The sequence below is a fragment of the Arthrobacter sp. 'calajunan' genome, from assembly GCF_046940185.1.
In the GTDB taxonomy this organism is placed as follows: Bacteria; Actinomycetota; Actinomycetes; order Actinomycetales; family Micrococcaceae; genus Glutamicibacter; species Glutamicibacter soli.
In genome coordinates, this window is the sequence record NZ_JBKZDY010000004.1 from 338276 (window position 1) to 362182 (window position 23907).

General features: G+C 67.1%; 16 protein-coding genes and 1 tRNA gene. 2 read left to right on the forward strand and 15 right to left on the reverse strand.

Going from position 1 to position 23907, the window contains the following annotated elements; genetic code table 11:
• Window positions 1–4: 4 nt before the first annotated feature.
• From RF641_RS08780 to polA, 5 genes are all read right to left on the reverse strand, one after another.
• Window positions 5–1345 (reverse strand): hypothetical protein, encoded by a 1341-nt coding sequence (locus RF641_RS08780; protein WP_424572992.1) that lies wholly within the window; start codon window positions 1343–1345, stop codon window positions 5–7.
• A 260-nt stretch (window positions 1346–1605) separates the two neighbouring features.
• Entirely contained in the window at window positions 1606–3075 is a 1470-nt protein-coding gene (rpsA, locus tag RF641_RS08785) for a 30S ribosomal protein S1 (RefSeq protein ID WP_047119382.1), read from the reverse strand.
• A 184-nt stretch (window positions 3076–3259) separates the two neighbouring features.
• On the reverse strand, window positions 3260–3979 hold the full coding sequence (locus RF641_RS08790; RefSeq protein ID WP_424572993.1) for a polysaccharide deacetylase family protein: 720 nt from the start codon (window positions 3977–3979) through the stop codon (window positions 3260–3262).
• Between the two features lie 248 nt (window positions 3980–4227).
• Complete coding sequence (locus tag RF641_RS08795; protein WP_424572994.1) at window positions 4228–5514, reverse strand: GNAT family N-acetyltransferase; 1287 nt, start codon at window positions 5512–5514, stop codon at window positions 4228–4230.
• A gap of 109 nt (window positions 5515–5623) precedes the next feature.
• Window positions 5624–8236: a DNA polymerase I gene (polA, locus tag RF641_RS08800; RefSeq protein WP_424573022.1), complete on the reverse strand. Its 2613-nt coding sequence runs from the start codon at window positions 8234–8236 to the stop codon at window positions 5624–5626.
• 85 nt (window positions 8237–8321) lie between these two features.
• Here polA and RF641_RS08805 point away from each other — a divergent pair, with 85 nt between their 5' ends.
• Window positions 8322–8807 (forward strand): hotdog fold thioesterase, encoded by a 486-nt coding sequence (locus tag RF641_RS08805; protein ID WP_047119384.1) that lies wholly within the window; start codon window positions 8322–8324, stop codon window positions 8805–8807.
• A gap of 90 nt (window positions 8808–8897) precedes the next feature.
• Here RF641_RS08805 and RF641_RS08810 read toward each other — a convergent pair whose 3' ends face one another.
• The 4 genes from RF641_RS08810 to RF641_RS08825 all read right to left on the reverse strand — a co-directional run bounded on the left by RF641_RS08810 (window position 8898) and on the right by RF641_RS08825 (window position 11935).
• On the reverse strand, window positions 8898–9443 hold the full coding sequence (locus tag RF641_RS08810; RefSeq protein ID WP_424572995.1) for a dihydrofolate reductase family protein: 546 nt from the start codon (window positions 9441–9443) through the stop codon (window positions 8898–8900).
• A gap of 77 nt (window positions 9444–9520) precedes the next feature.
• Window positions 9521–9760 (reverse strand): hypothetical protein, encoded by a 240-nt coding sequence (locus RF641_RS08815; RefSeq protein WP_047119386.1) that lies wholly within the window; start codon window positions 9758–9760, stop codon window positions 9521–9523.
• Window positions 9757–11016, reverse strand: coding sequence for an inorganic phosphate transporter (locus RF641_RS08820; protein ID WP_113606414.1), 1260 nt, complete (start codon window positions 11014–11016; stop codon window positions 9757–9759). Before RF641_RS08820 ends, RF641_RS08815 begins: the two co-directional genes overlap by 4 nt.
• A 301-nt stretch (window positions 11017–11317) precedes the next feature.
• Window positions 11318–11935 (reverse strand): ANTAR domain-containing response regulator, encoded by a 618-nt coding sequence (locus RF641_RS08825; protein ID WP_047119388.1) that lies wholly within the window; start codon window positions 11933–11935, stop codon window positions 11318–11320.
• Window positions 11936–12125: 190 nt separating this feature from the next.
• On the opposite strand from RF641_RS08825, the gene RF641_RS08830 reads away from it, so the two are divergent.
• Window positions 12126–12210: transfer RNA gene (locus tag RF641_RS08830), tRNA-Leu, on the forward strand.
• A 192-nt stretch (window positions 12211–12402) separates the two neighbouring features.
• Here the strand turns inward: RF641_RS08830 and pyk are convergent.
• The 6 genes from pyk to trpB form a co-directional block, all read right to left on the reverse strand.
• On the reverse strand, window positions 12403–13914 hold the full coding sequence (gene pyk / locus RF641_RS08835) for a pyruvate kinase (protein WP_047120774.1): 1512 nt from the start codon (window positions 13912–13914) through the stop codon (window positions 12403–12405).
• A gap of 86 nt (window positions 13915–14000) precedes the next feature.
• Window positions 14001–15470: a glutamate synthase subunit beta gene (locus RF641_RS08840; RefSeq protein ID WP_424572996.1), complete on the reverse strand. Its 1470-nt coding sequence runs from the start codon at window positions 15468–15470 to the stop codon at window positions 14001–14003.
• A complete protein-coding gene (gene gltB / locus RF641_RS08845) occupies window positions 15463–20085 on the reverse strand; it encodes a glutamate synthase large subunit (RefSeq protein ID WP_424572997.1) in 4623 nt (1540 codons plus the stop codon). Before gltB ends, RF641_RS08840 begins: the two co-directional genes overlap by 8 nt.
• 604 nt (window positions 20086–20689) lie before the next feature.
• Window positions 20690–21709: a prolipoprotein diacylglyceryl transferase gene (gene lgt, locus RF641_RS08850; RefSeq protein WP_424572998.1), complete on the reverse strand. Its 1020-nt coding sequence runs from the start codon at window positions 21707–21709 to the stop codon at window positions 20690–20692.
• A 1-nt stretch (window position 21710) separates the two neighbouring features.
• Window positions 21711–22508 (reverse strand): tryptophan synthase subunit alpha, encoded by a 798-nt coding sequence (gene trpA, locus RF641_RS08855; protein ID WP_424572999.1) that lies wholly within the window; start codon window positions 22506–22508, stop codon window positions 21711–21713.
• Window positions 22509–23843 (reverse strand): tryptophan synthase subunit beta, encoded by a 1335-nt coding sequence (trpB, locus tag RF641_RS08860; protein WP_424573000.1) that lies wholly within the window; start codon window positions 23841–23843, stop codon window positions 22509–22511. It abuts the gene before it with no gap.
• Between the last annotated feature and the right edge of the window lie 64 nt (window positions 23844–23907).

The window sequence follows — 23907 nt, forward strand, 5'->3', positions numbered from 1 at the left end:
GATGCTAGGATCTCGCGGCGTCCCGTTCAGCTTGTATCCGGGCATCGGCCGCCTCGAAGCGGACCCGTTGGCCTGCTACGCGCACGGCATGCCCGCGCAGGCCCACCGGCGCCAGATTGATCCGGTCGATGACCTGTTCCGAAGCGGCATCGATCGCTTCCGGGGCCAGGGCGTTGCCCCTCGGATCCACCCACCTGATGCTGCGCGTGGCGCGGCGCAGCGGTTCGCGCGCCGTGCCGGGCAGCAGATGCGCCCCGGTATGGAGGCCGCCACTGAAGAAGCTGCGAACGCCCAGCCGGACCGGCTTCGCGCCCCAGCCGTACAACCCGGAGATGACCATACGCCCGGTGCCCGCGCACGGCAGTGCCTCCACATTCGCTCCGTACACCCACGGCTCCTGCGCGATCTCCAGGAATTGCCCTGCGGAAAGCTCGTTGACGGCGCGGATGCCGTGGACCGCGCACTGGTCGGACACCAGAAACCAGCCGGGATGCTTGAAGTCCTCGGCCTTGTTGTTGGCCTCATCCTGGGCGCAGGTGCACTGCGCGGGCTGTACCTGGGACGCCGGCAGCCCATTGCCCACGCCGATGAAGCCCAGCGGCCCGGTTTCGGGTACCACCGGGATCTCCAGCGCCATCAGCGGAACACTACGGGATTCGAACCACTTGAAGAGGCCGACCAACTGGACCAGGCCCATCACCCCGAGCCCCACGCCCAGTTCGTAGTACAGCTCAGCGTCAACCGCGGCGAAGTCCATGTCGGCGACGGTGAAGAATTTCCAGCCTGCCTTGAGTAGCGGCCAAACTACGATGGCACTGGTCAGGCCCCACATCCAAGTGGGGATCAGCTGGCTGTAGCGCAGCGGCTTGAATGCGTTCGAGGGTACCTGCACGCTTCCCTGCGCTTGCCGGTGCCAGGTCGTCAGCAATGCCGCAAATCTCAGCTGGCCGATCAGTCCCGCGATCGCCAGCAGGCCGAAGTAGCCCATGGCGGCATACAGCACCTGCTGCTCGGTTCCTGTCGGATCCAGCAGCGCATCGAACCAGATGGCGGCCGCCAGCCCGATCCACGCCGCGTGCCGGCCGGCCCCGCCGAGCAGCACGATGACCCCGATGAAAAACGAGTAACTCAGCAGGATTGGCGCCCAGCTGCCCAAAACCAGGGGCTGCGGCGCGAAGCGGATGAGGTAGAGCAGCAGGGCCCCCAGCGGGACCCAGACGCCGACGCCCAGCCACAGGTCCGGGATGGTACGCGGTACCTGCGCCCACTCGTCCTCGCGCAGCGAACAGAACGGGATGTTCTTGTGCGACGTGGACCCGGACGCGGCCTGGTTCGCCATCTGCATTTTGCGCACTCCTTCGGACCGGCGATCCGGCCGTTGCCGGAGTCGGGAAACCGCTCTTGGGTTTAGACTACCGAACGGATCTATTATCGGGAGTCCACCGCGGGAGCGATCTGGAATTGCGCGGATCAGCACTAATGATGACGCGGTCTGGGCCGGCCGGGCGGAGCCGGCGGTTAAATGGGGCAAGGCCCAACCCGAAACGGGTTGGGCCTTGCACAGCAAACGCTTTCGTTCACCCCGCCGCAGCGGGAGAAGCGAAATTAGTTGCCGGTCAGCTTCTCGCGCAGAGCAGCCAGTGCTTCGTCGGAAGCCAGGGTGCCGGCGTCGGTGGCTGGAGCCTCCGACGAGTACGATGCTGGGGCAGCCTCGCCGGCAGCAGCAGGCTCTGCTTCTGCATCGGCGGTGATTGCGGCAGCAACCTGCTTCTTGTGGGCTTCCCAACGCTCCTGGGCAGCAGCGTACTGTGCTTCCCATGCAGCGCGCTGGGTCTCGAAGCCTTCAAGCCATTCGTTCGACTCTGGGTCGAAGCCCTCTGGGTACTTGTAGTTGCCGGCCTCGTCGTACTCTGCAGCCATGCCGTAGAGTGCTGGGTCGAACTCGGTGCCCTCTGGGTCCACGCCTTCATTGGCCTGCTTGAGCGACAGCGAGATGCGGCGGCGCTCCAGGTCGATGTCGATGACCTTGACGAACAGCTCGTCGCCCACGGAGACAACCTGCTCGGCCAGCTCAACGTGGCGAACTGCCAGCTCGGAGATGTGAACCAGGCCTTCGATGCCGTCTTCGACGCGAACGAACGCACCGAATGGAACCAGCTTGGTGACCTTGCCCGGTACAACCTGACCCAGTGCGTGGGTGCGGGCGAAGGTCTGCCATGGATCTTCCTGGGTAGCCTTCAGCGACAGGGAAACGCGCTCGCGGTCCAGATCGACTTCCAGAACCTCGACGGTGACTTCCTGGCCAACCTCGACAACCTCGGATGGGTGGTCGATGTGCTTCCAGGACAGCTCGGAAACGTGTACCAGGCCGTCTACGCCGCCCAGGTCCACGAATGCACCGAAGTTGACGATGGAGGAAACGACGCCCGGACGAACCTGGCCCTTTTCCAGCTTGTTGAGGAAGGTCGAGCGGACCTCGGACTGGGTCTGCTCGAGCCATGCACGACGGGACAGCACAACGTTGTTGCGGTTCTTGTCCAGCTCGATGATCTTGGCTTCGATTTCCTGGCCGATGTATGGGGCCAGGTCGCGAACGCGACGCATCTCGACCAGCGACGCAGGCAGGAAGCCGCGCAGGCCGATGTCCAGGATGAGGCCACCCTTGACAACCTCGATGACGGTACCGGTAACGACGCCGTCCTCTTCCTTGATCTTTTCGATGTCGCCCCAAGCGCGCTCGTACTGTGCACGCTTCTTGGACAGGATCAGGCGGCCTTCCTTGTCTTCCTTGGTCAGGACCAAGGCCTCGACGTTGTCGCCAACGGTGACAACGTCACCCGGGTCAACATCGTGCTTGATGGAAAGCTCGCGGGAAGGGATGACACCTTCGGTCTTGTAACCGATGTCGAGCAGAACTTCGTCGTGGTCAACCTTGACGACGGTGCCTTCGACGAGGTCACCATCGTTGAAGTACTTGATGGTGGCATCGACTGCGGCCAAGAAGTCCTCAGCGGATCCAATGTCGTTGATTGCGACGACTGGTGCGCTGTTGTTCTCGTTCGAGGTGATGGTCATGTAGTAGGGACTCCGATGTGGATAGATTTGATCAGTCGAAACCCCGGAAGTCCCGGAATTTCGAGCGGGTAAAACAATTTGCGGACATGGCATGGCCACGGCACGCTGTTCAAGTCTACGCGCTGGGCTTTGCCGAGGCAAAGCAGATCACCCCAACATCCGCAGCTCTGCTTTGTGAGGTTCGCTACATTTGCGTTCCGCGGGCGGGGCCCTGGGAAAGCCGTACGAGCTCGACTCCGGCATCCTGCAAGGTTTTGAGCCCCTGGCGAACCCCGGCGGCCGTGCCGGAATCCGGGCGGTTGAAATGGCCGATCCCGACGTCGCCGGCGCGCAGGCCGCCGACCTGCGCCGCGACGGTGGAGGCCGGGAAGGTCGCCCCGGCATCCAGATTGACCGTGAAGTTCATCGGCACGAGCCCCAGGTCGCGGCACAGCGCGGCGCCGACCTGGTCCATGTGGGCGGTGCCGGATCGGAAGAACTTCGCGGTGAGGCCGAACTCCTCCTGCAGGTAGCGCTGGTTGCCCATGATCTCGTCGTAGGCCTGTCCCACCGACGCGGTGCCCGGGATGCCATAGGCCATCTGCCCGGCGGTGCCCAGCGGCGCATGGCTGGTTCCGTGATTGGCAATCTCGAACAAAGGATCGGCGGCAAGCTCCGCGGCCAGGGACCGGTTGGCCCGCGCCCAGCGCTGGTTGACGAACAGCGTGGCCGGCGCCTCGGCGTCGCGCAGCGCCGTGATCAGCGCCGGGTCGAATAACGCTCCGCCCGGTCCCCCGCAGGCATCGAAGGTCAGCGCCGCGGTTTTGTTCCCGCGGGGCAGCCCGAGCTGGATCCCCGGGACGTCCAGTCCGAACGTGCCGGGCTTCCGGCCGTGGTACTTCGCGACCGCCTCGGCGCGCGACATGACCGCCGCGGCTCTTGGCTGCGGCGTCGCGGATGGACCGGCGGAGGCGCTTCGCGAGGGTTCGGGCGCGGGTGGGGCGTCCGTCCCGCTGGGACCGCCGCGGGTCGGGGCCGGTGCTTCGGGGTTGGGTGCGCACCCGGTGAGTGCGGCGATTGACAGTGTTCCCAGACCCAGCGCACCGCGCAGGACCCCGCGCCGGGTGGGAGCGGGTGATCGTTCGAAGGTCGGCATCGGGTCTAGAAGTCCGCCTAGCAGTACGGGGTGCGCGGACCGGTGAACAGCGCATCCAGGTCATCGAGGGCGCCGGCCCGGTGCTCGGCGAGCAGCCCGGCGCCAGCCAGATGGGTGGCGCTGCGCGTGCCCAGGTAGAGCGTGGCCAGATCCCGGGCGTCCAGCCGGGCGTCGGCGGCGGCCCCGTCCGCGTGCTGCACCGACATCACTCCCGCGGCAGTTTCCAGCACCCAGGTGCCCGCGGCGTAGCCCAGATCGTCGTCGACCTGCAGGACCACTCGCGCATCACGCCGGTAGTTCCGGGCGCCCAGCGCTGCGGGCACGTCAAGGATGCGCACCCACAGGTGGTCCCCGCGCGCGGTGGTTTTGTAGTCGCGGGTATTGCGCAGCGCGGTGGGCAGCACGTCGTCCACCGGGCCGCGCCCGGTGACGCGTTCGATCAGGTCGTGGTCGCACAGGTAGGCGACAAGTTCGCGGCGCGCGGTCTCGTTCACCGTGCACAGGGTGCCGATGGACATCGCCGGCTCCTCTTGCTTCCACCCCTCGAAGGTGTAGGTGATGAACCCGTCCAGGGTGCCATTCGCGTCGTAGTGCAGGGCGCCGCGCAGTTTCGCGGCCGGCTTGAGGTTGTCGTAGCTTTCCCAACGGCCGGTGGCCCTGCCCAGGTCGAAGGAGTTGTTACTCACCGAGCCGAGCGTGGCCAGGTGGTGCTCGCGGTAGAGCTGCGCCACCTGCTCGGCCATCGCCGAGGGGGCCACGGCCTGCACGGTGCCGGAGGCCGGGGCGCGGAACTGCGCGCCCTGCCCGGACTTCAGCTCGAAGCGGCAGCGTTCGGCGGCCACCCCGAATCCGAAGCGGCCATAGATGGTGGCTTCCGAGGCGGTCAGCACCGCCACCGGGACGCCGTCGGCCGCGGCGCGGTCCAGGTGGGTGGTGATCATCGAGCGCAGGATGCCGCGGCGGCGGTGGGTCGGGCTGACGGTGACCGAGGTGATCTCGTGCACCTCCAGCAGCTGCGGCCCGCCGACGTTCAGCGTGCCGGCAAAATACGAATAGGTGCCTACGGGATCGGCGGCATGCAGGCTGGGCGCGGCCGCCGTGCGGTCAAAGGCGAGGATGGACTGCACTTCGTCCTGCTCGTCAAGCTCCGCCAGGATCTTGCGGCCATCGGCGTCCGCGCTGGATTCATGGAAGCCGCGGGCGATGGCGCGTTCGAGCAGCAGCCAGGACGCGGAGGGCTGGCCGTCGACGAGGCCGGACCCGATGAATTCCAGTTCGATCCCTTCGGGGGTTGCAGGGTTCATGGTGTCGGGCCTTTCGCTGGTGGATGTTTTGTGGGCTGGTGCCGAAACCGCCGGGCCGCACCGGTGGAAGGTGCGGCCCGGCGGACCGGAATCGGGTGGCGGCCGGGGGCTAGTGCGCCGCCTCGTGCCAGGTGGCGCCGACGCCGGGCTGGACGTCCAGCGGGACCAGCAGGTCCGCGGCGCGGCCCATTTCCAGGGTCACCAATTCGCGCACCGCGTCCAGCTCGCCCGGGGCGATTTCCAGCACGAGTTCATCGTGCACCTGCAGCAGCATGCGCGAGGCGTAGCCGCCGGAGGCCAGGCCGTCGGCGATCTTGAGCATCGCGACCTTCACCAGGTCGGCGGCCGAACCCTGGATCGGGGCGTTGAGCGCGGCGCGTTCGGCGATGTCGCGCAGGCGGCGGTCGGAGCTGTTCAGCTCAGGCAGGTAGCGGCGGCGCCCGAAGATGGTCTCGGTGTAGCCGTCCTTGCGCGCCTGCTCGACGACCGAACGCAGGTAGGTGCGCACGGCGCCGAAGCGGTCGAAGTAGTCCTTCATGAGCTTGCGGGCCTCGTCGACGCCGATTTTCAGCTGCTTGGACAGCCCGAAGCTGCTCAGCCCGTAGGCCAGGCCGTAGCTCATCGCCTTCACCTTGGAGCGCATCTCGGAAGTGACCTCGGCCGGTTCGACGTTGAACACGCGCGAGCCGACGTAGCGGTGCAGGTCCTCGCCGTTGCGGTAGGCCTCGATCAGCCCCTCGTCCTCGGAGAGGTGCGCCATGATGCGCATTTCGATCTGCGAGTAGTCGACGGTCAGCAGGGTGTCGTAGCCCTCCCCGACGGTGAACACGTCGCGGATGCGCCGGCCCTCCTCCGAACGCACCGGGATGTTCTGCAGGTTCGGGTTCAGGCTGGACAGGCGGCCGGTGGCGGCGACGGTCTGCGCGTAGGTGGTGTGGATGCGGCCGTCCGGCTGCACGGACTTCAGCAGCCCGTCCACGGTCTGGCGCAGCTTGATCGCGTCGCGGTAGGCCATCAGCGCGATGAGGAACGGGTGCCCGGTCTTGACCAGCAGGTCCTGCAGCGACTCGGCATCGGTGGTGTAGCCGGTCTTGATCTTCTTCGTCCGCGGCAGGTCCAGCTCCTCGAAGAGCACCACCTGCAGCTGCTTGGGGCTGGAGAGGTTGACCTCATGGCCGATCGCGGCGAACGCCTCATTGGTCGCCTGGTCCACCTGGGTGGTGAAGTGGGCGCGCAGCTCATCGAGGCGGGCGCGGTTCACCGCCACGCCGGCGCGCTCCATCGCGAAGAGCACCGGGATCAGCGGCAGCTCCATGTCGCGGGCGAGCTTGTCCGCATGCTTCTCCACCAGCTTGGTGTCCAGGTAGGCCGACAGGTCGAAGATCGCCTGCGCCTGGGCCAGGGTCGGTTCGGCCAGTTCTCCGGCCAGCCCCAGATCCAGTTCGCCCTTCTTCGCCTGGTACACCGGCACCTGGTACTTCATGTGGTACTGCACCAGGTCGACCAGTTCGTGGCTGCGCCGGTCCGGCTGGATCAGGTAGGCGCTGATCAGGGTGTCATCGGCGATCCCGTCCACGCCCAGCCCGCGCTCGGCCAGCAGGTGCATGGCGGCCTTCGCGTCGTGGAAGATCTTCGGGGCTCCGGCATCCTTCAGGAAGTCCGCCAGCACGGTTTCGGTGGCCTCGTCCAAGGAGGAGAGCTCCACCCAGGCGGCTTCGTTGCCGCGGAACAGGCCCAGGCCCACGGCTTCGCCGTTGGCGACGCCGGGCTGCACTGCGACCGGCGCACCTTCTCCGGCGGCCAGGAATGCTGCCAGCGATTCGGCGTTGTCGGTGATCACGCGCGCGAACTCGGCGACCTCCGGAGCGGTGTCCTCCTCCTGCGCGGCGAACAGGTCGAACAGGCGCTTGCGCAGCGTGTTGAATTCCAGCGCGTCGAAGAGGTTCTCGATCTCCTCGCGGTTCGGAGCCACCAGCTCCATCTCGTCCAGGGTCACCGGCAGGTCCAGGTCGTGGCGCAGCTGGTTCAGGCGGCGGTTGCGGGTCACGTTGTCCACGTGGGCGCGCAGCGACTCGCCGACCTTGCCCTTGATCTCGTGGACATGCTCCAGGATGCCGGCCAGGTCGCCGTACTGGTTGATCCACTTGGCGGCGGTCTTGGGGCCGACCCCGGGCACCCCGGGCAGGTTGTCGGCGGATTCTCCGACCAGTGCGGCCAGGTCCGAGTAGCGCTCGGGGCGCACGAAGTACTTGGCTTCCACCGCGTCGGCGTCCATCGGCGGGATGTCACTGATGCCCTTTTTCGGGTACAAAACCAGGGTCTTGTCGGTGATCAGCTGGAAGGCGTCGCGGTCGCCGGAAACGACCAGGACCTTGAATCCGGCTTCCTCGCCCCGCGTGGACAGGGTGGCCAGGACGTCGTCGGCTTCGAACGGGTCGAGGCTCACCGTGGGGATGTTCATCCCGTGCATGACCTGCTGGATCAGCTCGATCTGCCCGTAGAACTCTTCGGGGGTCTTGTTGCGTCCGCCCTTATATTCGCTGTATTCCTGCACGCGGAAGGTCGGGGTGTCCAAGTCGAAGGCCACCGCGACGTGGGTGGGCTTCTGCTGGCGGATCATCGTCAGCAGCATCGAGACGAAGCCGTGCACGGCGTTGGTGTGCTGACCGGTGCTCGTGGCGAAGTTCTCCGCGGGCAGCGCGTAGAACGCGCGGAAGGCCATGGAGTGTCCGTCGATGATCAGCAGGGTCTTGTCCGACGTGGGCGTCGGTTTGGTAGTTTCGCTCACACCTGAAAGCCTAGTTGGCATGAGCGACAATTTCACTTCCCGAACCGCGCAATCTTCAGCACACCCGTTTGCCCAGCAGCTGGCCGCCCACGGGGTCCCCGAATCGATGTGGCCTTTCCTGTCCCGCCATGGGGTGGGCACCCTGGTGGAAAAGCTGGGCATCGTATTCACCGAGTTCTCGGTGGACCGGCTCTGCGCCACCATGCCGGTGGAGGGCAACACCCAGGTGATGGGTATCCTGCACGGCGGTGCGTCGGCGGCGCTGGCCGAAACCCTGGGTTCTTTCGCCGCGGCCCTGCACGGGGCAGGCAAGGCCAACCCGGTAGGTGTGGACCTGAACATCACCCATCACCGCGCCGGGCGCGCCGGGCTGGTCAGCGCCGCCTGCACCCCGCTGCACCTGGGCCGGCGCAGCACCACCCATGAGATCGTGATCAGCGACGCGGACGGCAAACGGGTGGCCACCGCGCGCATCACCAACATGCTGCTGCCCATCGAGCCCTAAGTCACGTCCCGGTCAGAAAAAAGCGCCCGTCCCGGATGGACCCGGGGCGGGCGCTGTCATGCCGCAGGAAGTCAGCCTGGCGCAGGCGGATCAGGTGATGGCGTAGCGCGAGGCGAAGACGTTGCCGCCCAGGTCCTTGAGCTCCAGCCCGTCCAGCTCCATGTTCACGCCGCGGCCGAAGATGTTCGCCCCGCCGCCCAGCAGCACCGGCACGGTGATCAGCAGCAGTTCGTCAAGCATGCCCGCTTCGACGAAGCCGCCGGCCAGGTCGGCGCCGCCGACCACCCAGACGTCCCCCACCGAGGCGCTGCGCGCGATGTCGCGGCTCCAGAAGCCGATTTCTCCGCGGATGAAGGTCAGGTCCGCCCCCGGCACCGTCGGCAGCTCATGGTGCGTGAACACCCACACCGGCTTGTCGCCGTAGACCCATTCCAGCTTGCCCTCGGCCACATCGCGGGCGATGTTCTCATAGGTTTTGCCGCCGATCACGATGGCTCCGACGCCGGCGAAGAAATCGTCAAAATGCTCGCGGACTCCGGCCAGCTTGGAAAAGGGCTGGAGCCAATGCGCATCCCCGGCGCGATCTGCGATGAAACCGTCGATGGAGGCACCCACGTAGTACTTGAAGCTTGTCATGGCTCTAGTCTATGGGTGCCTCCATCGAAGGCAATATTCAGTTGTCCGCCGGGTCCCGGCACGTCAGGCCGGTGGCCCTAGGAGATCCCCAGGATCGCCTCGCTCAGCTGCGGCACGATCAGGACCACGCCGAAGGCGACGATCAGCCCGCACAGCGTGAAGCAGGCGTAGGCGCCGGACTTGTTCAGTCCCACGTTGGCACCCTTGTCCTTGGCCACGGCCAGCAATCGCACACCCATCGAGTATGCGGCCACGATCAGCAGGGCGGCGGCCCAGGTGACGACGGCAACGATCAGAAATGCTGTCCAGTCGATCATGCTTTGTCAACTTTCTCTTCTTCAGCTTCCTCGCGTTCGGCCTTGGCGCGCAAGGCAGCCTGCTTCGCCTTGGCTTCGGCCTTGGCCTTCGCGCGGCGTTCCTTCTTGCTCAGGATGTTCACTGCGGCGCCCGAGTTGTCGATGTCGGACATCGCCGTCTCGTGGGTGTGCGGATTCTTGCGCGACAGCACCCAGATGGCGAGCATCGAAACCAAACCGGCAACTGCGACGATGATGACTCCGACGGTACCCGCGTGGGTGATCCACGCGGCCAGGCCGCCGACGATTGCCGCTGCCGGCAGGGTGAACAGCCAGCCCAGGGCGATACGCCCGGCGGTGCCCCAGCGGACCTCGGCGCCCTTGCGCCCGAGTCCCGAACCGATGACGGAGCCGGAAGCGACCTGGGTGGTCGACAGGGCGAAGCCCAGGTGCGAGGAGGTCAGGATGGCCGACGCGGTCGACATCTCGGCCGCGAAGCCCTGTGCGGGCTTGACGTCGGTCAGGCCCGAGCCCATGGTCTGGATAATGCGCCAGCCTCCGGTGTAGGTACCCAGCGCGATCGCGAACGCACAGGCCGCGACAACCCAGAAGTGCACCGGAGTGCCGGCGTCCTGCAGGCCGGAGGCCACCAGGGTCAGGGTGATGACGCCCATGGTCTTCTGCGCATCGTTGGTACCGTGCGACAGCGCGACCAGCGAGGAGGAGAAGATCTGGCCGTAGCGGAAACCGCCGCGCTTGGGCGAGGTTCCCGACTGGCGCTTGGTGATCGCATAGGCCAGCTTGGTGCAAAGGTACGCGGAGATACCCGCGATCAACGGGGCCACGATGGCCGGCAGCAGCACCTTGGACAGCAGTACGCCGTAGTTCACTGCGCCGAATCCGGCGCCGACGATTGCCGCGCCCACCAGGCCGCCGAACAATGCGTGGGAGGAGCTGGATGGCAGGCCCAGCAGCCAGGTCAGCAGGTTCCAGATCACCGCACCCATCAGACCGGCGAAAATCATGGCCGGGCCGATGGCGACCCCGGTCGTGGGGTCCTCGTTGATGATGCCTCCGGAGATCGTTTTGGCGACCTCGGTGGAAAGGAATGCGCCGACGAGGTTCAAAATTGCGGCGAGGGCAACTGCTTTTTTGGGCGAGATTGCCCCGGTTGCGATTGGGGTGGCCATCGCATTGGCCGTGTCATGGAAACCGTTGGTGAAGTCGAAAAACAACGCCAAGGCAATGACCAGGACGACGATAAGCGTCAAATCCATTGAATACCAGCCTGAGGGGTCGAACGGCAAGGAAAATTACGTGGACCGCGGACGATCCGTGTTGCAAGTTGGAGGGCGCGCCAAACCAAGGGTCTGCGCGTAATTTCAATCTTATGCCCATGTAATGGTTCGTCAACATGTCCACCATGGCAACGCAAGGTTAACGGAAGGTGAACAACCGGCAACTTCCTGCGCAAACACCGGAATCGAGAATTGCGCGCTTGACGCGGAAAATAAAAAATGTGCGTCAAACCACAGGTGGTCTGACACACATTTCGATGGTTTACGGGCTTGCCGCCGGTTACTTCACCTGATCGATGACGGTTTCGGCGACCTGACGCATGCTGAGGCGGCGGTCCATGGAGGTCTTCTGGATCCAGCGGAAGGCCTCGGGCTCGCTCAATCCCATCTTGGTGATCAGCAGGCTCTTGGCGCGGTCCACGAGCTTGCGGGTTTCGAACTGCTCGGCCAGGCTGGAAACTTCTTCCTCCAGCGCGCGCAGCTCGTCGTTGCGGGAGATGGCGATTTCGATCGCGGGGGTCAGATCGGCCGGGGTGAACGGCTTGACCACATAGGCCATGGCACCGGCCTCGCGGGCGCGCTCCACGAGCTCCTTCTGGCTGAACGCGGTCAGCAGTACCACCGGGGCGATACGCTCCTTCACAATGGCTTCGGCCGCGGTGATGCCATCCATGACCGGCATCTTGACATCCATCAGCACCAGATCAGGCTTCAGCTCGCGGGCTTTCTCCAACGCGCTCTGGCCATTGTCCGCCTCGGCGACGACGTCGTAGCCTTCGGAACGCAGAATTTCGACGATGTCCAGGCGAATCAGGGTCTCGTCTTCGGCCACGATGACGCGGCGCGGCGCGCTGCTCGCCTCGGAGGGGATTCTGGTGATTTCTGGTAGCTCGCTCATTCGGCGCCGTCCTTCGTATTAAGAATGCCTGCCATCTTGATCGGCAGATTTCGGTGGTTTCAGTACGTGAAGCCCCGTTGCCTCAGTGTCACCTCTAAGCCTACTGGTTTGCGCACGGAACAGGGCTGATATCGACCACGAACTCAATTAGGAATTCCGCGAACGCTCAAGTAAGATATTCTTTGTGCTCGCCCAAGTGGCGGAATCGGTAGACGCGCCGCACTCAAAATGCGGTATCGAAAGATGTGTGGGTTCGAGTCCCACCTTGGGCACCAAAGCAGATCCGCTGGCAGCAGTTTTCCAACTGCCGCCAGCGGATTTTTTGCGTCACCGGACACCGAGGCAGCTGCGCTCATCTTCGCCGGACGGCACCCGGTGGAGGAAGGCGAAGGACCCATCCGCTCTTCGATGGAGATCGAAGCGCGGACGGGTCCTTGGGTTTCAGCCTGCCAGCCGAGGCCGAAGCGCTAGAGCGACTTGGGCACCGAGACGTTTTCCTCGGCCCACGGCCCGACCTTCTCGCGGGCCGGCATCGGCTTGCCGTTGACCAGCTGGCCGGCGTCGGCGAGGTCTCCGACCTTGTGCACGCGCAGCGAGTTGGTCGAGCCTGCCTGCCCCGGAGGGGAACCGGCGGCGATGCAAACGATGTCGTTCAGCTCGGCCAGCCCCTCGGAAAGCAGTGCCTCGTCGACTTGGGCGGTCATCTTGTCGGTGTGGTCCGCGTAGGCGACCAGGCGGGCCTGCACGCCCCACATCAGGGTCATGATGTTGTAGGTCTGCTGCAGCGGGGTGAAAGCCAGCACCGGCTTCTTCGGACGCAGGCGCGATAAGCGCCGGGCCGAGTCGCCGGACTGGGTGAAGGCCACGATGTACTTCGCGTCGAGCTGGTCGGCGATCTCCACCGCGGCACGGGTGATCGCGCCGCCGCGGGTCTTGGGCTTGGAGCCCAGGCGCGGGATGCGGTCCAGGCCGTGCTGCTCGGTGGAGGCGATGATGCGGGACATGGTCTCCACGGTCTCCACCGGGTAGGCGCCCACCGAGGTCTCCCCCGAGAGCATGACCGCATCGGCGCCGTCGAGCACCGCGTTGGCGCAGTCCGAGGCCTCGGCGCGGGTCGGGGTCGGCGATTCGATCATGGATTCGAGCACCTGGGTGGCGACGATGACCGGCTTCGCCCAGCGGCGGGCCAGCTCCACGGCGCGCTTCTGCACCACGGGCACGTCTTCCAGCGGCAGTTCCACACCCAGGTCGCCGCGGGCGACCATGATGGCGTCGAACGCGTTGATGATTTCCTCCAGCGCGTCCACTGCCTGCGGCTTCTCGATCTTGGCGATGACCGGCACGCGGCGGCCTTCCTCGTCCATGATCTCGTGCACGCGCTCGATGTCGCTGGCATTGCGCACGAAGGACAGCGCGACCATGTCGATGCCGGCGCGCAGCGCCCACCGCAGGTCGTCTTCATCCTTGTCGCTCAGCGCAGGCACGTTCACGGCTACGCCGGGCAGGTTGATGCCCTTGTTGTTGGACACCTCGCCACCGACGACGACCTCCGAGCGCACCTCGGTGTCGGTGACCTCGACGGCCTTGAGCTTGACCTTGCCGTCGTTGACCAGCAGGAAGTCGCCCACCTGCACATCGGAGGGCAGTCCCTTGAAGGTGGTGCCGCACAGGTTGCGGGTGCCTTCGACCTCCTCGATGGTGATGGTGAATTCCTCGCCGGCCTCCAGGATGTACTTCGCGTTGTCCTTGAAGCGGCCCAGGCGGATCTTCGGGCCCTGCAGGTCGGCGAAGACGCCGACCGCGCGGCCGATCTCGGCCGCCGCGTTGCGCACGTTCGCCAGGGATTGCGCGTGCATCGAGTGGTCCCCGTGGCTCATGTTCAGGCGGGCCACGTCGACGCCCGCCTTCAGTACCGCTACGGTGTTTTCATAGCTCGCCAGGGAGGGGCCCCAGGTAGCAACAATCTTTGCGCGTCTCATTCCGTCAGCCATATGCCTTTCATGTAAACCGTAGGCAAAATGCGGCCCACCCCGGGCGGGGTGTGCCGCATTCAAGCCTGTGACTCTCAAATGATGCTGATGGCCCTATCGGTTGGAGCTACGGGCGCGGGAAGCGTGGTCGAGCCCATGAGGAACTTGTCCACCGAGGCTGCGCAGGCACGCCCTTCGGCGATTGCCCACACGATCAGCGACTGCCCCCGACCGGAGTCTCCGGCGGCGAACACCCCGTCGGCGTTCGTCATGTAGTAGCCATCTCGGGCGACGTTGCCCCTGTTGTCGAATTCGGTACTGACCTGTTCGACCAACCCGGAATCTTCCGGACCGGTGAACCCGAGGGCAAGCAAAACCAGATCCGCCTTGATGACGCGTTCGGTTCCAGGCTTCGGGAGGCGCTTGCCAGCAACAAATTCTGTCTCTGCCACTGTAACACCGATCACGGTGTTCTGCTTACTTCCCTCGCCGCCGACGAAGTTGACGGTCGATGCCAAGTAGGTGCGTTCGCCGCCCTCCTCGTGGGAGGACTGCACCTCGAAGAGCACCGGCATCATCGGCCACGGGTGGTTCTCGCTGCGTTCGGTGCCCGGCTGCTTGCCGATGGCCAGCGTGGTGACGCTGGCCGCGCCCTGGCGCAGCGCGGTGCCGATGCAGTCCGAGCCGGTGTCGCCGCCGCCGAGCACGATCACATGCTTGCCCGCCGCGTCGATGCCGCGCTCGGACTTCAGGCCGGCGACCACGCGGTTGTTCTCCGTGAGGAATTCCATCGCGTGGTGCACCCCGCCCAGCTCGCGCCCCGGTACCGGCAGCTCGCGCGGCACGGTGGCGCCGGTGGCGACGATGACCGCGTCGTAGTCGCGGCGCAGCTGCTGCCAGGTGATGTCCTTGCCGATCTCGATGCCGGTGCGGAAGATCGTTCCCTCGGCGCGCATCTGCTCCAGCCGGCGGTCGATCACGTGCTTTTCGAGCTTGAAGTCGGGGATGCCGAAGCGCAGCAGCCCGCCGATGGCCTCGTCGCGCTCGTAGACTGCCACGGTGTGCCCGGCGCGGGTCAGCTGCTGGGCGGCGGCCAGGCCGGCCGGGCCGGAGCCGACGATCGCCACGCGGAACTCGGTGTGGCGCGCCGGCGGGGCGGGGGTGAAGTCCCCGCCGTCCATCAGGTGCTCGGCCAGCTCGGCCTCCACCTGCTTGATGGTCACCGCCGGCTGGTTGATGCCCAGCACGCAGGAGGCCTCGCAGGGGGCCGGGCACAGCTTCCCGGTGAGCTCCGGGAAGTTGTTGGTGCTCAGCAGCCGGGCGGCGGCGTCGTCCATCCGGTCCTTGTAGACCAGGTCGTTGAACTCCGGAATGAGGTTGCCCAGCGGGCAGCCGTTGTGGCAGAACGGCACACCGCAGTCCATGCAGCGCCCGGCCTGCGACTTCAGGATGCCGGCCTGCTGGCGTTCGGTCACTTCCTTGTAGTCCATGAGCCGGATCGGCACCGGCCGCTTGGGCTGGGTGACCCGTTCGGTCACCGTCAAGAATCCGCGTGGATCAGCCACGGGTCACCTCCAGAATTTTGGTCCAGACCTCCGGCGAGTCCGGGTTGTCCCCGGCCGCGACGGCGTCGGTTCGCAGTTGCTGCACGGCCGCGAAGCCGCGCGGGATGATGCTGGTGAACCGGGCGCGGGTGCGCTCCCAGTCCAGCACCAGGCGCTGGGCCAGCGGCGAGGCGGTCAGCGCGATGTGCTCGGTGAGCAGCTCGAAGATGCGCTGGGCTTCCTCGTCGTCGATCCCGCGGATCAGCAGGTCGCCGTCCGCGGCGGCCAGCGGGTTCAGCGTGGCCGCATCGAAGTCCAGCACCCAGGCGGTGCCTCCGGAGAAGCCGGCGCCGAAGTTGCGCCCCGTCGGACCCAGGATGAGCACCTGGCCGCCGGTCATGTACTCGCAGCCGTGCTCGCCGATGCCCTCCACGAGCAAGGTGGCTCCGGAGTTGCGCACCGCGAAGCGTTCGCCCACGCAGCCGTTGATGAACAGCTGCCCGCTGGTGGCGCCGTAGCCCACCACGTTGCCGGCGATGACCTGCTCCTCCGGCGCGGATTCGGTGCGCTGCGGCGGGTGGATGGCGATCCGCCCTCCAGACAGGCCCTTGCCGACGTAGTCGTTCGCGTCCCCGGCCAGCGCGAGGGTGATGCCGGCGGGCAGGAACGCGCCCAGCGACTGCCCGGCGCGGCCGGACAGGTTCACCTTGATGGTGTCCGCATCCAGCTCGTCCAGCCCGAAGGTCTTGGTCACATGGTGGCCCAGCAGCGTGCCCACCGAGCGGTCGGTGTTCACGATGTCCGCCTCGATGGACACCGGCAGCCGGTCGGCCAGGGCCGGCTGCGCGGCGGCCAGCAGGCGCTGGTCCAGGTGCGCTTCCAGCCCGTGGTCCTGACAGATCCGGCGGCTGCGGGCAGCCAGCGGCACCTCGGGCACGTGGGTGATGGCCTCCAGCGCCAGCCCGGCGACCTTCTGGTGCGCGGCCAGCTGCTCCCGGTTGACCTTCAGCAGCTCGACGCGGCCGACGATTTCGGCCAGGCTGCGGGCTCCCAGGCTGGCGAGCAGCTCGCGCACCTCCTGGGCCAGGAACTCGAAGAAGTTCACCACGAACTCGGCCTTGCCGGAGAAGCGCTCGCGCAGCACCGGGTTCTGCGTGGCCACGCCCACCGGGCAGGTGTCCAGGTGGCACACGCGCATCATGATGCAGCCCGAGACCACCAGCGGGGCGGTCGCGAAACCGAACTCCTCGGCCCCCAGCAGGGCGCCGATCAGCACGTCGCGCCCGGTCTTCAGCTGGCCGTCGACCTGGACCGTCACGCGGTCGCGCAGCCCGTTGAGGATCAGCGTCTGCTGCGCCTCGGCCAGGCCCAGCTCCCAGGGGGTGCCGGCGTGCTTGAGCGAGTTGATCGGCGAGGCGCCGGTGCCGCCGTCGTGCCCGGAGACCAGCACCACGTCGGCCTTCGCCTTGGCCACGCCGGCCGCGACGGTGCCGATGCCGGACTCGGAGACCAGCTTCACGTGCACGCGGGCCGACGGGTTGGCGCACTTGGCGTCGTGGATCAGCTGGGCCAGGTCCTCGATCGAGTAGATGTCGTGGTGCGGCGGCGGGGAGATCAGGCCCACGCCCGGGGTGGAGTGCCGGGTCTTGGCGATCCACGGGTAGAGCTTCTGGCTCATCAGCTGGCCGCCCTCGCCGGGCTTGGCGCCCTGGGCCATCTTGATCTGGATGTCGTCCGCGTTGGTCAGATACAGGCTGGTCACGCCGAAGCGCCCGGAGGCGATCTGCTTGACCGCGCTGCGCCGCTCGGGGTCCAGCAGGCGCTCGGGATCCTCGCCGCCCTCGCCGGTGTTGGACTTGGCGCCCAGCCGGTTCATCGCGATGGCAAGGGTCTCGTGAGCCTCGGCGGAGATCGAGCCGTAGCTCATCGCGCCGGTGGCGAACCGCTTGACGATTTCGCTCACCGGCTCAACCTCGTCGATGTCGATCGGGGTGATGCCGGCGGTGTCGAATTCCAGCAGCCCGCGCAGGGTCTTCAGCTCCTTGGCCTGGTCGTCGACGGCCTTGGTGTACTCCTTGAACACGTCGTAGCGACGGGTGCGGGTGGAGTGCTGCAGCCGGAAGACGGTTTCTGGGTTGAACAGGTGCGGCGGGCCCTCGCGGCGCCACTGGTACTCTCCCCCGGTCTCCAGCTCGGCCGGCTGCGCGCCGCCGTCGATCTGCGGGTAGGCGCGGGAGTGCCGGGCGGCGGCTTCGGCGGCCACCACGTCCAGCTCGATGCCCGAGAGCTTGGTGGCGGTGCCGGTGAAGTACTGGTCCACCACACGCTGGGACAGTCCGACAGCCTCGAAGGTCTGCGCCCCGCAGTAGGAGGAAACCGTGGAGATGCCCATCTTGCTCATGATCTTCAGCAGCCCCTTGCCCAGGGCCTTAATCAGGTTGGCGCTGGCCTTCCCCGGGCCGACGCCGGGCAGCTCGCCGTGCTCCGCCATCTGCTCCACCGACTCCAGGGCCAGGTAGGGGTTGATGGCGCTGGCGCCGTAGCCGACCAGCGCGGCGATGTGGTGCACCTCGCGGGCGTCACCGGATTCGATGATCAGCGACACGCGGGTGCGGGTAGAGCTCTTGAGCAGGTGGTGGTGCACCGCGGAGGTGAGCAGCAGCGATGGGATCGGCGCCCAGGCGGCCGAGGAGTCGCGGTCGGAGAGCACGATGTAGCGCACGCCGCGGTTCACGGCGGCGGAGACCTTCTCGCAGATTTCCTGCAGCCGGGCGCGCAGCTCGGACTCGCCGCCGGTGGGGCGGTAGAGCCCGCGGACCTTCAGCGAGTACTTGGCGCCGGATTCGTCGCGCAGGTTCACGATCTTGGCCAGCTGGTCGTTGGAGAGCACCGGGTAGTCCAGCGCCAGCTGGGCCTGCGGCACCCGTCCGGTGGCCAGCAGGTTGCCGTCGGGCCCGATGGAGGTGGCAAGCGAGGTGACCAGCTCTTCGCGGATGGCGTCCAGCGGCGGGTTGGTGACCTGCGCGAAGGACTGCGTGAAGTAGTCGAACAGCAGGCGCGGGCGGTCGGCCAGCGCGGCGATCGGGGTGTCGGTGCCCATGGCGGCCAGCGGCTCGGCGCCGTGCGCGGCCATCGGGGCCAGGATGATGCGCAGCTCCTCGGTGGTGTAGCCGAAGGTCAGCTGGCGCTGCAGCACGGAGGCCGAGTTGTGGCGCACGTGCTCCAGGTCCGGGAAGTCGTCCAGCGACTTCAGGTTCTGCGACACCCACTCGCGCCACGGCTTGGCGGCGGCGACCTGCGCCTTGATCTCGTGATCCTGCACGATGCGCCCGGCGTCCAGGTCGATCGCGAACATCTTGCCCGGGGCGACGCGCCCCTTGGCCAGGATGTGCTCCTCGGCGACGTCGATCACTCCGACCTCGCTGGCCAGCACCACCAGGTCGTCGTCGGTGACCCACCAGCGGGCAGGGCGCAGGCCGTTGCGGTCCAGCACGGCGCCTGCCATCTTCCCGTCGGTGAAGCACACGGCGGCCGGGCCGTCCCACGGCTCGATGAGCATCGAGTGGTACTGGTAGAACGCGCGCAGGTCCGCGTCCATGGCGGTGTCGTTCTCCCACGGCTGCGGGATCATCATCATGATCGCCTCGGCGACGTCGCGCCCGGAGAGCATGAGCATCTCGGCGACCTCGTCGAAGGAGGCGGAGTCCGAGGCGCCGGCGGTGCAGATCGGGAACAGCTCCTCGGGCACTTCGCCGAGCAGGTCGGAGCTGAGCGTGGACTGGCGGGCGCGCATCCAGTTGCGGTTGCCCTTGACCGTGTTGATCTCGCCGTTGTGCGCGATGGTGCGGAAGGGCTGGGCCAGCGGCCAGGAGGGGAAGGTGTTGGTGGAGAAGCGCGAGTGCACGATCGCGCAGCGGCTGGCGAAGCCGGCGTCGGACAGATCCGGGTAGAACGGCTCGAGCTGGGCGGTGGAGACCATGCCCTTGTAGACGATGCTCTGCGAGGAGAACGAGGCGAAGTACACACCCAGCTTGTTGTGGGCGCGGCGGCGGATGCGCCAGGCGGCGGCGTCCAGCTCGCGCGAGGCGGCGGCGGACGCGGCGCCGCTGCGGGCGGCGACGAAGAACTGGGTGATGTGCGGCATCACGGCGCGGGCCGAGGCGCCCAGCACTGAGGCGTCCACTGGCACGTCGCGCCAGCCGAGCACGGTGAGGTTTTCCTCTTCGGCCAGGGCTTCGAGCTCTTCGCGGGCCAGCTGCAGTTCGGCGGCCTGGGCGGGCAGGAAGCCCATGCCGACGGCGTAGCTGCCGGGGGCGGGGAGGGCGAATTCGGCGACGCTGCGCAGGAAGGCGTCGGGCAGGTGGAGCAGGATGCCGGCGCCGTCGCCGGTGCCTTCGTCGGCGCCGATCGCGCCGCGGTGCTCCAGGCGGCGCAGGGCCGTCAGCGCGTGGGAGACGATCTGGTGGGATGCGGAATTCTTGAGCGATGCGATCATCGCCAGGCCGCAGGCGTCTTTCTCTGCGGCGGGGTCGTACAGGCCTTGCGCGGGTGGCACGGCGGAGAATCGGGTATAGGGCGAGGGGCGTCCCCCGCCAAAGCCTGGCGAGGCGTTCAACTGGACTCCGGTCATGCTCATGAGCGTGCCTTTCTATGGTTCAAGCAGGAAAGGCGGTCGGGCTGGCGAGGCTGCGCTGCGCGGCAGCAATGCTCGGTGCAGGGATCCATCGGCTGCCGGCCACCTGTGTTTCATCATCGTTCCCCAACACATCGAACGGGTAGCGCCGGTGGGCTCTACGGTCGAGGTCATGAGAGACGAACGGTTCCCACCTCGTTGTGGTTCACGCGCCGCCGGGCCTCCGCGGGGTGGGGAGGCTTGCAGTGCGGTGCGTGGGATCCAGACTACGCACGGTTTGTTTCTTTCGTGCGCACGGTTGTGTTTCCGGAATGTTAAAAGCACCTTTGAGCTTTCTGCGCTTCCTTGCCCGCTTCGTCGCCGAGACTGGGCGCGAACCCCGCCGTTCTGCCCGAAGCTGGCAGCCGCGCCATGTTTCGAAAATGTTGCGCGCGCAACGCCGCCGCATTCGGCGCGCGGGCAAATGTTTCGCCCGATTGCGGGTTTTTGACGCGGGGTTTCGAGCAGGACGCGCGTTGTCGACGATTCGGGCCCTGCTGGCGGGCATGGCAAAGGGGGCCATCCTTGATGGATGGCCCCCTTGCCGGAGTTGCTTGATGCGGTGCGCTCAGCCCTTGGCCTCGGGGCCCTCGGGCGAGCCCGAGTCGGCAGGCTTGTCGAAGTCGGCAGGCGTGTTCGAGGCGGAGGCGTCGGCGGCCCTCGCGTCCTGGCCCGCGTCCACGGCCGCCGGTTCGCGGCCCGGCAGGAAGATCGAGTCCTGGTGCTGCGGGCGCAGCTTGGCCAGCACGTAGATCAGCGCGACGGTGCCCAGCATGATCAGGCCGATGGCCAGCCACTGGTGGATGCGCAGGGACAGCGGGCCGATGGTGATGACTTCGGCCGGGTCCAGGCGCAGCGACTCGGTGAAGGTGCGGCCGATGCCATACCAGATCACGTAGCACCAGAACAGCGCGCCGCGGCGCAGCTGGAACTTGCGGTCCAGCCCGATCAGCACGAAGAAGCCCAGCAGGTTCCAGACCGATTCGTACAGGAAGGTCGGGTGGAACAGCGTGTCCGCCGGCAGCCCGGGCGGGAAGTTGTGGTTGCCCGGGTCGATCTCCAGGCCCCAGGGCAGGGTGGTCGGGGAGCCGAAGAGCTCCTGGTTGAACCAGTTGCCCCAGCGTCCGGCCATCTGCGCGAGCAGCACGCCCGGGGCGGCCGCGTCGGCGAACGCCGAGAGCCGGATCCCGGTGCGGCGGCAGCCGATCAGCGCGCCGACCGCGCCGAGCGAGATCGCGCCCATGATGCCCAGCCCGCCCAGCCACAGCTGCGGGATCTCAGCCCAGTGGGACTGCTGCCCGCCCAGGCCGAAGTAGTAGCCGGGGTCGGTGATCAGCACGTGGTAGAGCCGCCCGCCGACGATGCCGAACGGGATCGCCCAGATGACGATGTCCCAGAGCATGTCGGAGTTGCCCCCGCGCGCCGTCAGCCGGCGGTTGGTCACCCACAGGGCGATCAGGATGCCGGCCAGGATGCACAGGGCGTAGGCGTGGATGGTCAGCGGGCCGATGGAGAACTTGGAGAACTCCGGCGGCGGGGACGGGATGGAGGCGGGCAGGGCCAGGGCAAGCTGTGCGGACAGGTTCATCCTAGGCGTGCTCCTTGGCGGCCGCGCCGCTCAGCTCCGCGGCCAGCGCTCCGACCGCTGCGACTCCCCCGTCGCGCAGCGCGGCAACCAGGGCGGTGCCCACGATCACCCCGTCCGCGTAGGCGCCGATTTCCTGCACGTGCTCGCGGCGCGAGACGCCCAGGCCCACGCAGGCGTTTTCCGCGCCGGCGGCATGGGCCGCGTCGACCACTGCCTGCGCCGCGGAGGACACCTCGGCGCGGGCGCCGGTGACGCCCATCAGCGAAACGCAGTAGATGAAGCCGGAGGAGGCGTCGACGGTGCGCTGCACACGCTGGGCCGTGGAGGACGGCGCGATCAGGAACACGCGCTCCAGCTCGTGCTTGTCGCTGGCCTCGATCCATTCGGCCGCTTCCTCCGGCACCAGGTCCGGGGTGATCAGCCCGGAGCCTCCGGCTTGCGCGAAGCGGCGGGCGAACTCGTCCACGCCCATGCGCAGCACCGGATTCCAGTAGGTCATGACCATCACCGCGGCGTCGGTGCGCGAGGTGATGCCGCGCACGATCTCGAACACGTCGGCCACGCGGAAGCCATTGGCCAGCGCCTGCACGGTGGCGGCCTGGATGACCTCGCCGTCCATCACGGGGTCCGAATACGGGATGCCGATCTCGATGATGTCCACGCCGTTCTCGGCCAGCGCGACGGCCGCCTCGATGCTGGTGGGCACGTCGGGAAAGCCTGCGGGCAGGTAGCCGATCAGGGCAGGGCGCCCCTCGGCGCGGGCCGCGGCGATCTTCTGGGCGCTGGTCACGCGGGTCATCTACTTCTCCTCGTCATCCGCGGCGGAGCGCTCGGCGGCCGCCGCGGCGCCGCTGATTTCCGCGTCTGCGTCTTTTTCGTCGATCATGTTGAACCAGGCGGCGGCGGTGCCCACGTCCTTGTCACCACGGCCGGAGAGGTTCACGATGATGATGGTCTCTTCCGGCGTCGCGCCGTCGGCGACCAGCTTCTTGGCCAGCCGCATGGTGCCGGCCAGCGCGTGGGAGGATTCGATCGCCGGCAGGATGCCCTCGGTGCGGCACAGCGCCTTGAACGCGTCCATCGCCTCGGTGTCGGTGACCGGCTCGTAGTTCACGCGGCCGATGTCCGCCAGGAAGGCGTGCTCGGGGCCGACCCCCGGGTAGTCCAGGCCGGCGGAGATCGAGTGCGACTCGATGGTCTGCCCGTCCTCGTCCTGCATCAGGTAGCTCTTCGCGCCGTGCAGCACACCCGGGCGGCCCAGGGTGATGGTCGCGGCGTGGCGGTCGGTGTCCACGCCGTCGCCGCCGGCCTCGAAGCCGTACAACGCCACGTCTTTGTCATCGAGGAAGCCGTGGAAGATGCCGATGGCGTTCGAGCCGCCGCCGATGCACGCGGTGACCGCGTCGGGCAGGCGTCCGGCCTGGGCCAGGATCTGCTCGCGGGCCTCCTCGCCGATGACCTCGTGGAAGTAGCGGACCATCGCCGGGAAGGGTGCGCCGCCGGCGGCGGTGCCCAGCAGGTAGTGGGTGGTCTGAACGTTGGCGACCCAGTCGCGCAGCGCCTCGTTGATCGCGTCCTTCAGCGTCTGGGAGCCGACGGTCACCGGGATCACGGTGGCGCCCAGCAGGCGCATGCGCGCGACGTTCAGCGCCTGGCGGCGGCAGTCCTCGGCGCCCATGTAGACCACGCACTCCAGACCCATCAGGGCCGCGGCGGTGGCCGAGGCGACGCCGTGCTGGCCCGCTCCGGTCTCCGCGATGATGCGGGTCTTGCCCATGCGCTTGGCCAGCAGGGCCTGGCCGAGCACGTTGTTGATCTTGTGGCTGCCGGTATGGTTCAGGTCCTCACGCTTGAGGAAGATGCGCACGCCGTCGCAGTACTGCTGGGAGAAGCGCTCGGCCTCGGTCAGCAGCGAGGGGCGCCCGGAGTAGTTGGCGTTCAAGTCGCGTACCTGGGCGACGAACTCGGGGTCGTTCTTGGCCGCTTCGAAGGTCTCGTTCAGCTCGTCCATGGCGGCCATGAGGGATTCTGGCATCCATCGTCCGCCGTAGGCACCGAAGTACGGGCCGCTGGCGTGCTTAAGCGACTGCTGGTCGATCGAGTCGGCGTGCTCGGAGTGCTCCGGTGTGCTCATCGATTCCCTCTTTCCTTCAACGAAACGTCAATCGTGGTAGATTTCGTGCCCCGCCGGAAGCTTC

What these genes read in the sequence shown, in the direction of transcription:
- RF641_RS08780 (WP_424572992.1), bottom strand. Translation starts at nt 1,345, where the DNA reads ATGCAGATGGCGAACCAGGCCGCGTCCGGGTCCACGTCGCACAAGAAC.
- rpsA (WP_047119382.1), bottom strand. Translation starts at nt 3,075, where the DNA reads ATGACCATCACCTCGAACGAGAACAACAGCGCACCAGTCGTCGCAATC.
- RF641_RS08790 (WP_424572993.1), bottom strand. Translation starts at nt 3,979, where the DNA reads ATGTCGCGCGCCGAGGCGGTCGCGAAGTACCACGGCCGGAAGCCCGGC.
- RF641_RS08795 (WP_424572994.1), bottom strand. Translation starts at nt 5,514, where the DNA reads ATGAACCCTGCAACCCCCGAAGGGATCGAACTGGAATTCATCGGGTCC.
- polA (WP_424573022.1), bottom strand. Translation starts at nt 8,236, where the DNA reads ATGGCCTTCCGCGCGTTCTACGCGCTGCCCGCGGAGAACTTCGCCACG.
- RF641_RS08805 (WP_047119384.1), top strand. Translation starts at nt 8,322, where the DNA reads ATGAGCGACAATTTCACTTCCCGAACCGCGCAATCTTCAGCACACCCG.
- RF641_RS08810 (WP_424572995.1), bottom strand. Translation starts at nt 9,443, where the DNA reads ATGACAAGCTTCAAGTACTACGTGGGTGCCTCCATCGACGGTTTCATC.
- RF641_RS08815 (WP_047119386.1), bottom strand. Translation starts at nt 9,760, where the DNA reads ATGATCGACTGGACAGCATTTCTGATCGTTGCCGTCGTCACCTGGGCC.
- RF641_RS08820 (WP_113606414.1), bottom strand. Translation starts at nt 11,016, where the DNA reads ATGGATTTGACGCTTATCGTCGTCCTGGTCATTGCCTTGGCGTTGTTT.
- RF641_RS08825 (WP_047119388.1), bottom strand. Translation starts at nt 11,935, where the DNA reads ATGAGCGAGCTACCAGAAATCACCAGAATCCCCTCCGAGGCGAGCAGC.
- pyk (WP_047120774.1), bottom strand. Translation starts at nt 13,914, where the DNA reads ATGAGACGCGCAAAGATTGTTGCTACCTGGGGCCCCTCCCTGGCGAGC.
- gltB (WP_424572997.1), bottom strand. Translation starts at nt 20,085, where the DNA reads ATGAGCATGACCGGAGTCCAGTTGAACGCCTCGCCAGGCTTTGGCGGG.
- lgt (WP_424572998.1), bottom strand. Translation starts at nt 21,709, where the DNA reads ATGAACCTGTCCGCACAGCTTGCCCTGGCCCTGCCCGCCTCCATCCCG.
- trpA (WP_424572999.1), bottom strand. Translation starts at nt 22,508, where the DNA reads ATGACCCGCGTGACCAGCGCCCAGAAGATCGCCGCGGCCCGCGCCGAG.
- trpB (WP_424573000.1), bottom strand. Translation starts at nt 23,843, where the DNA reads ATGAGCACACCGGAGCACTCCGAGCACGCCGACTCGATCGACCAGCAG.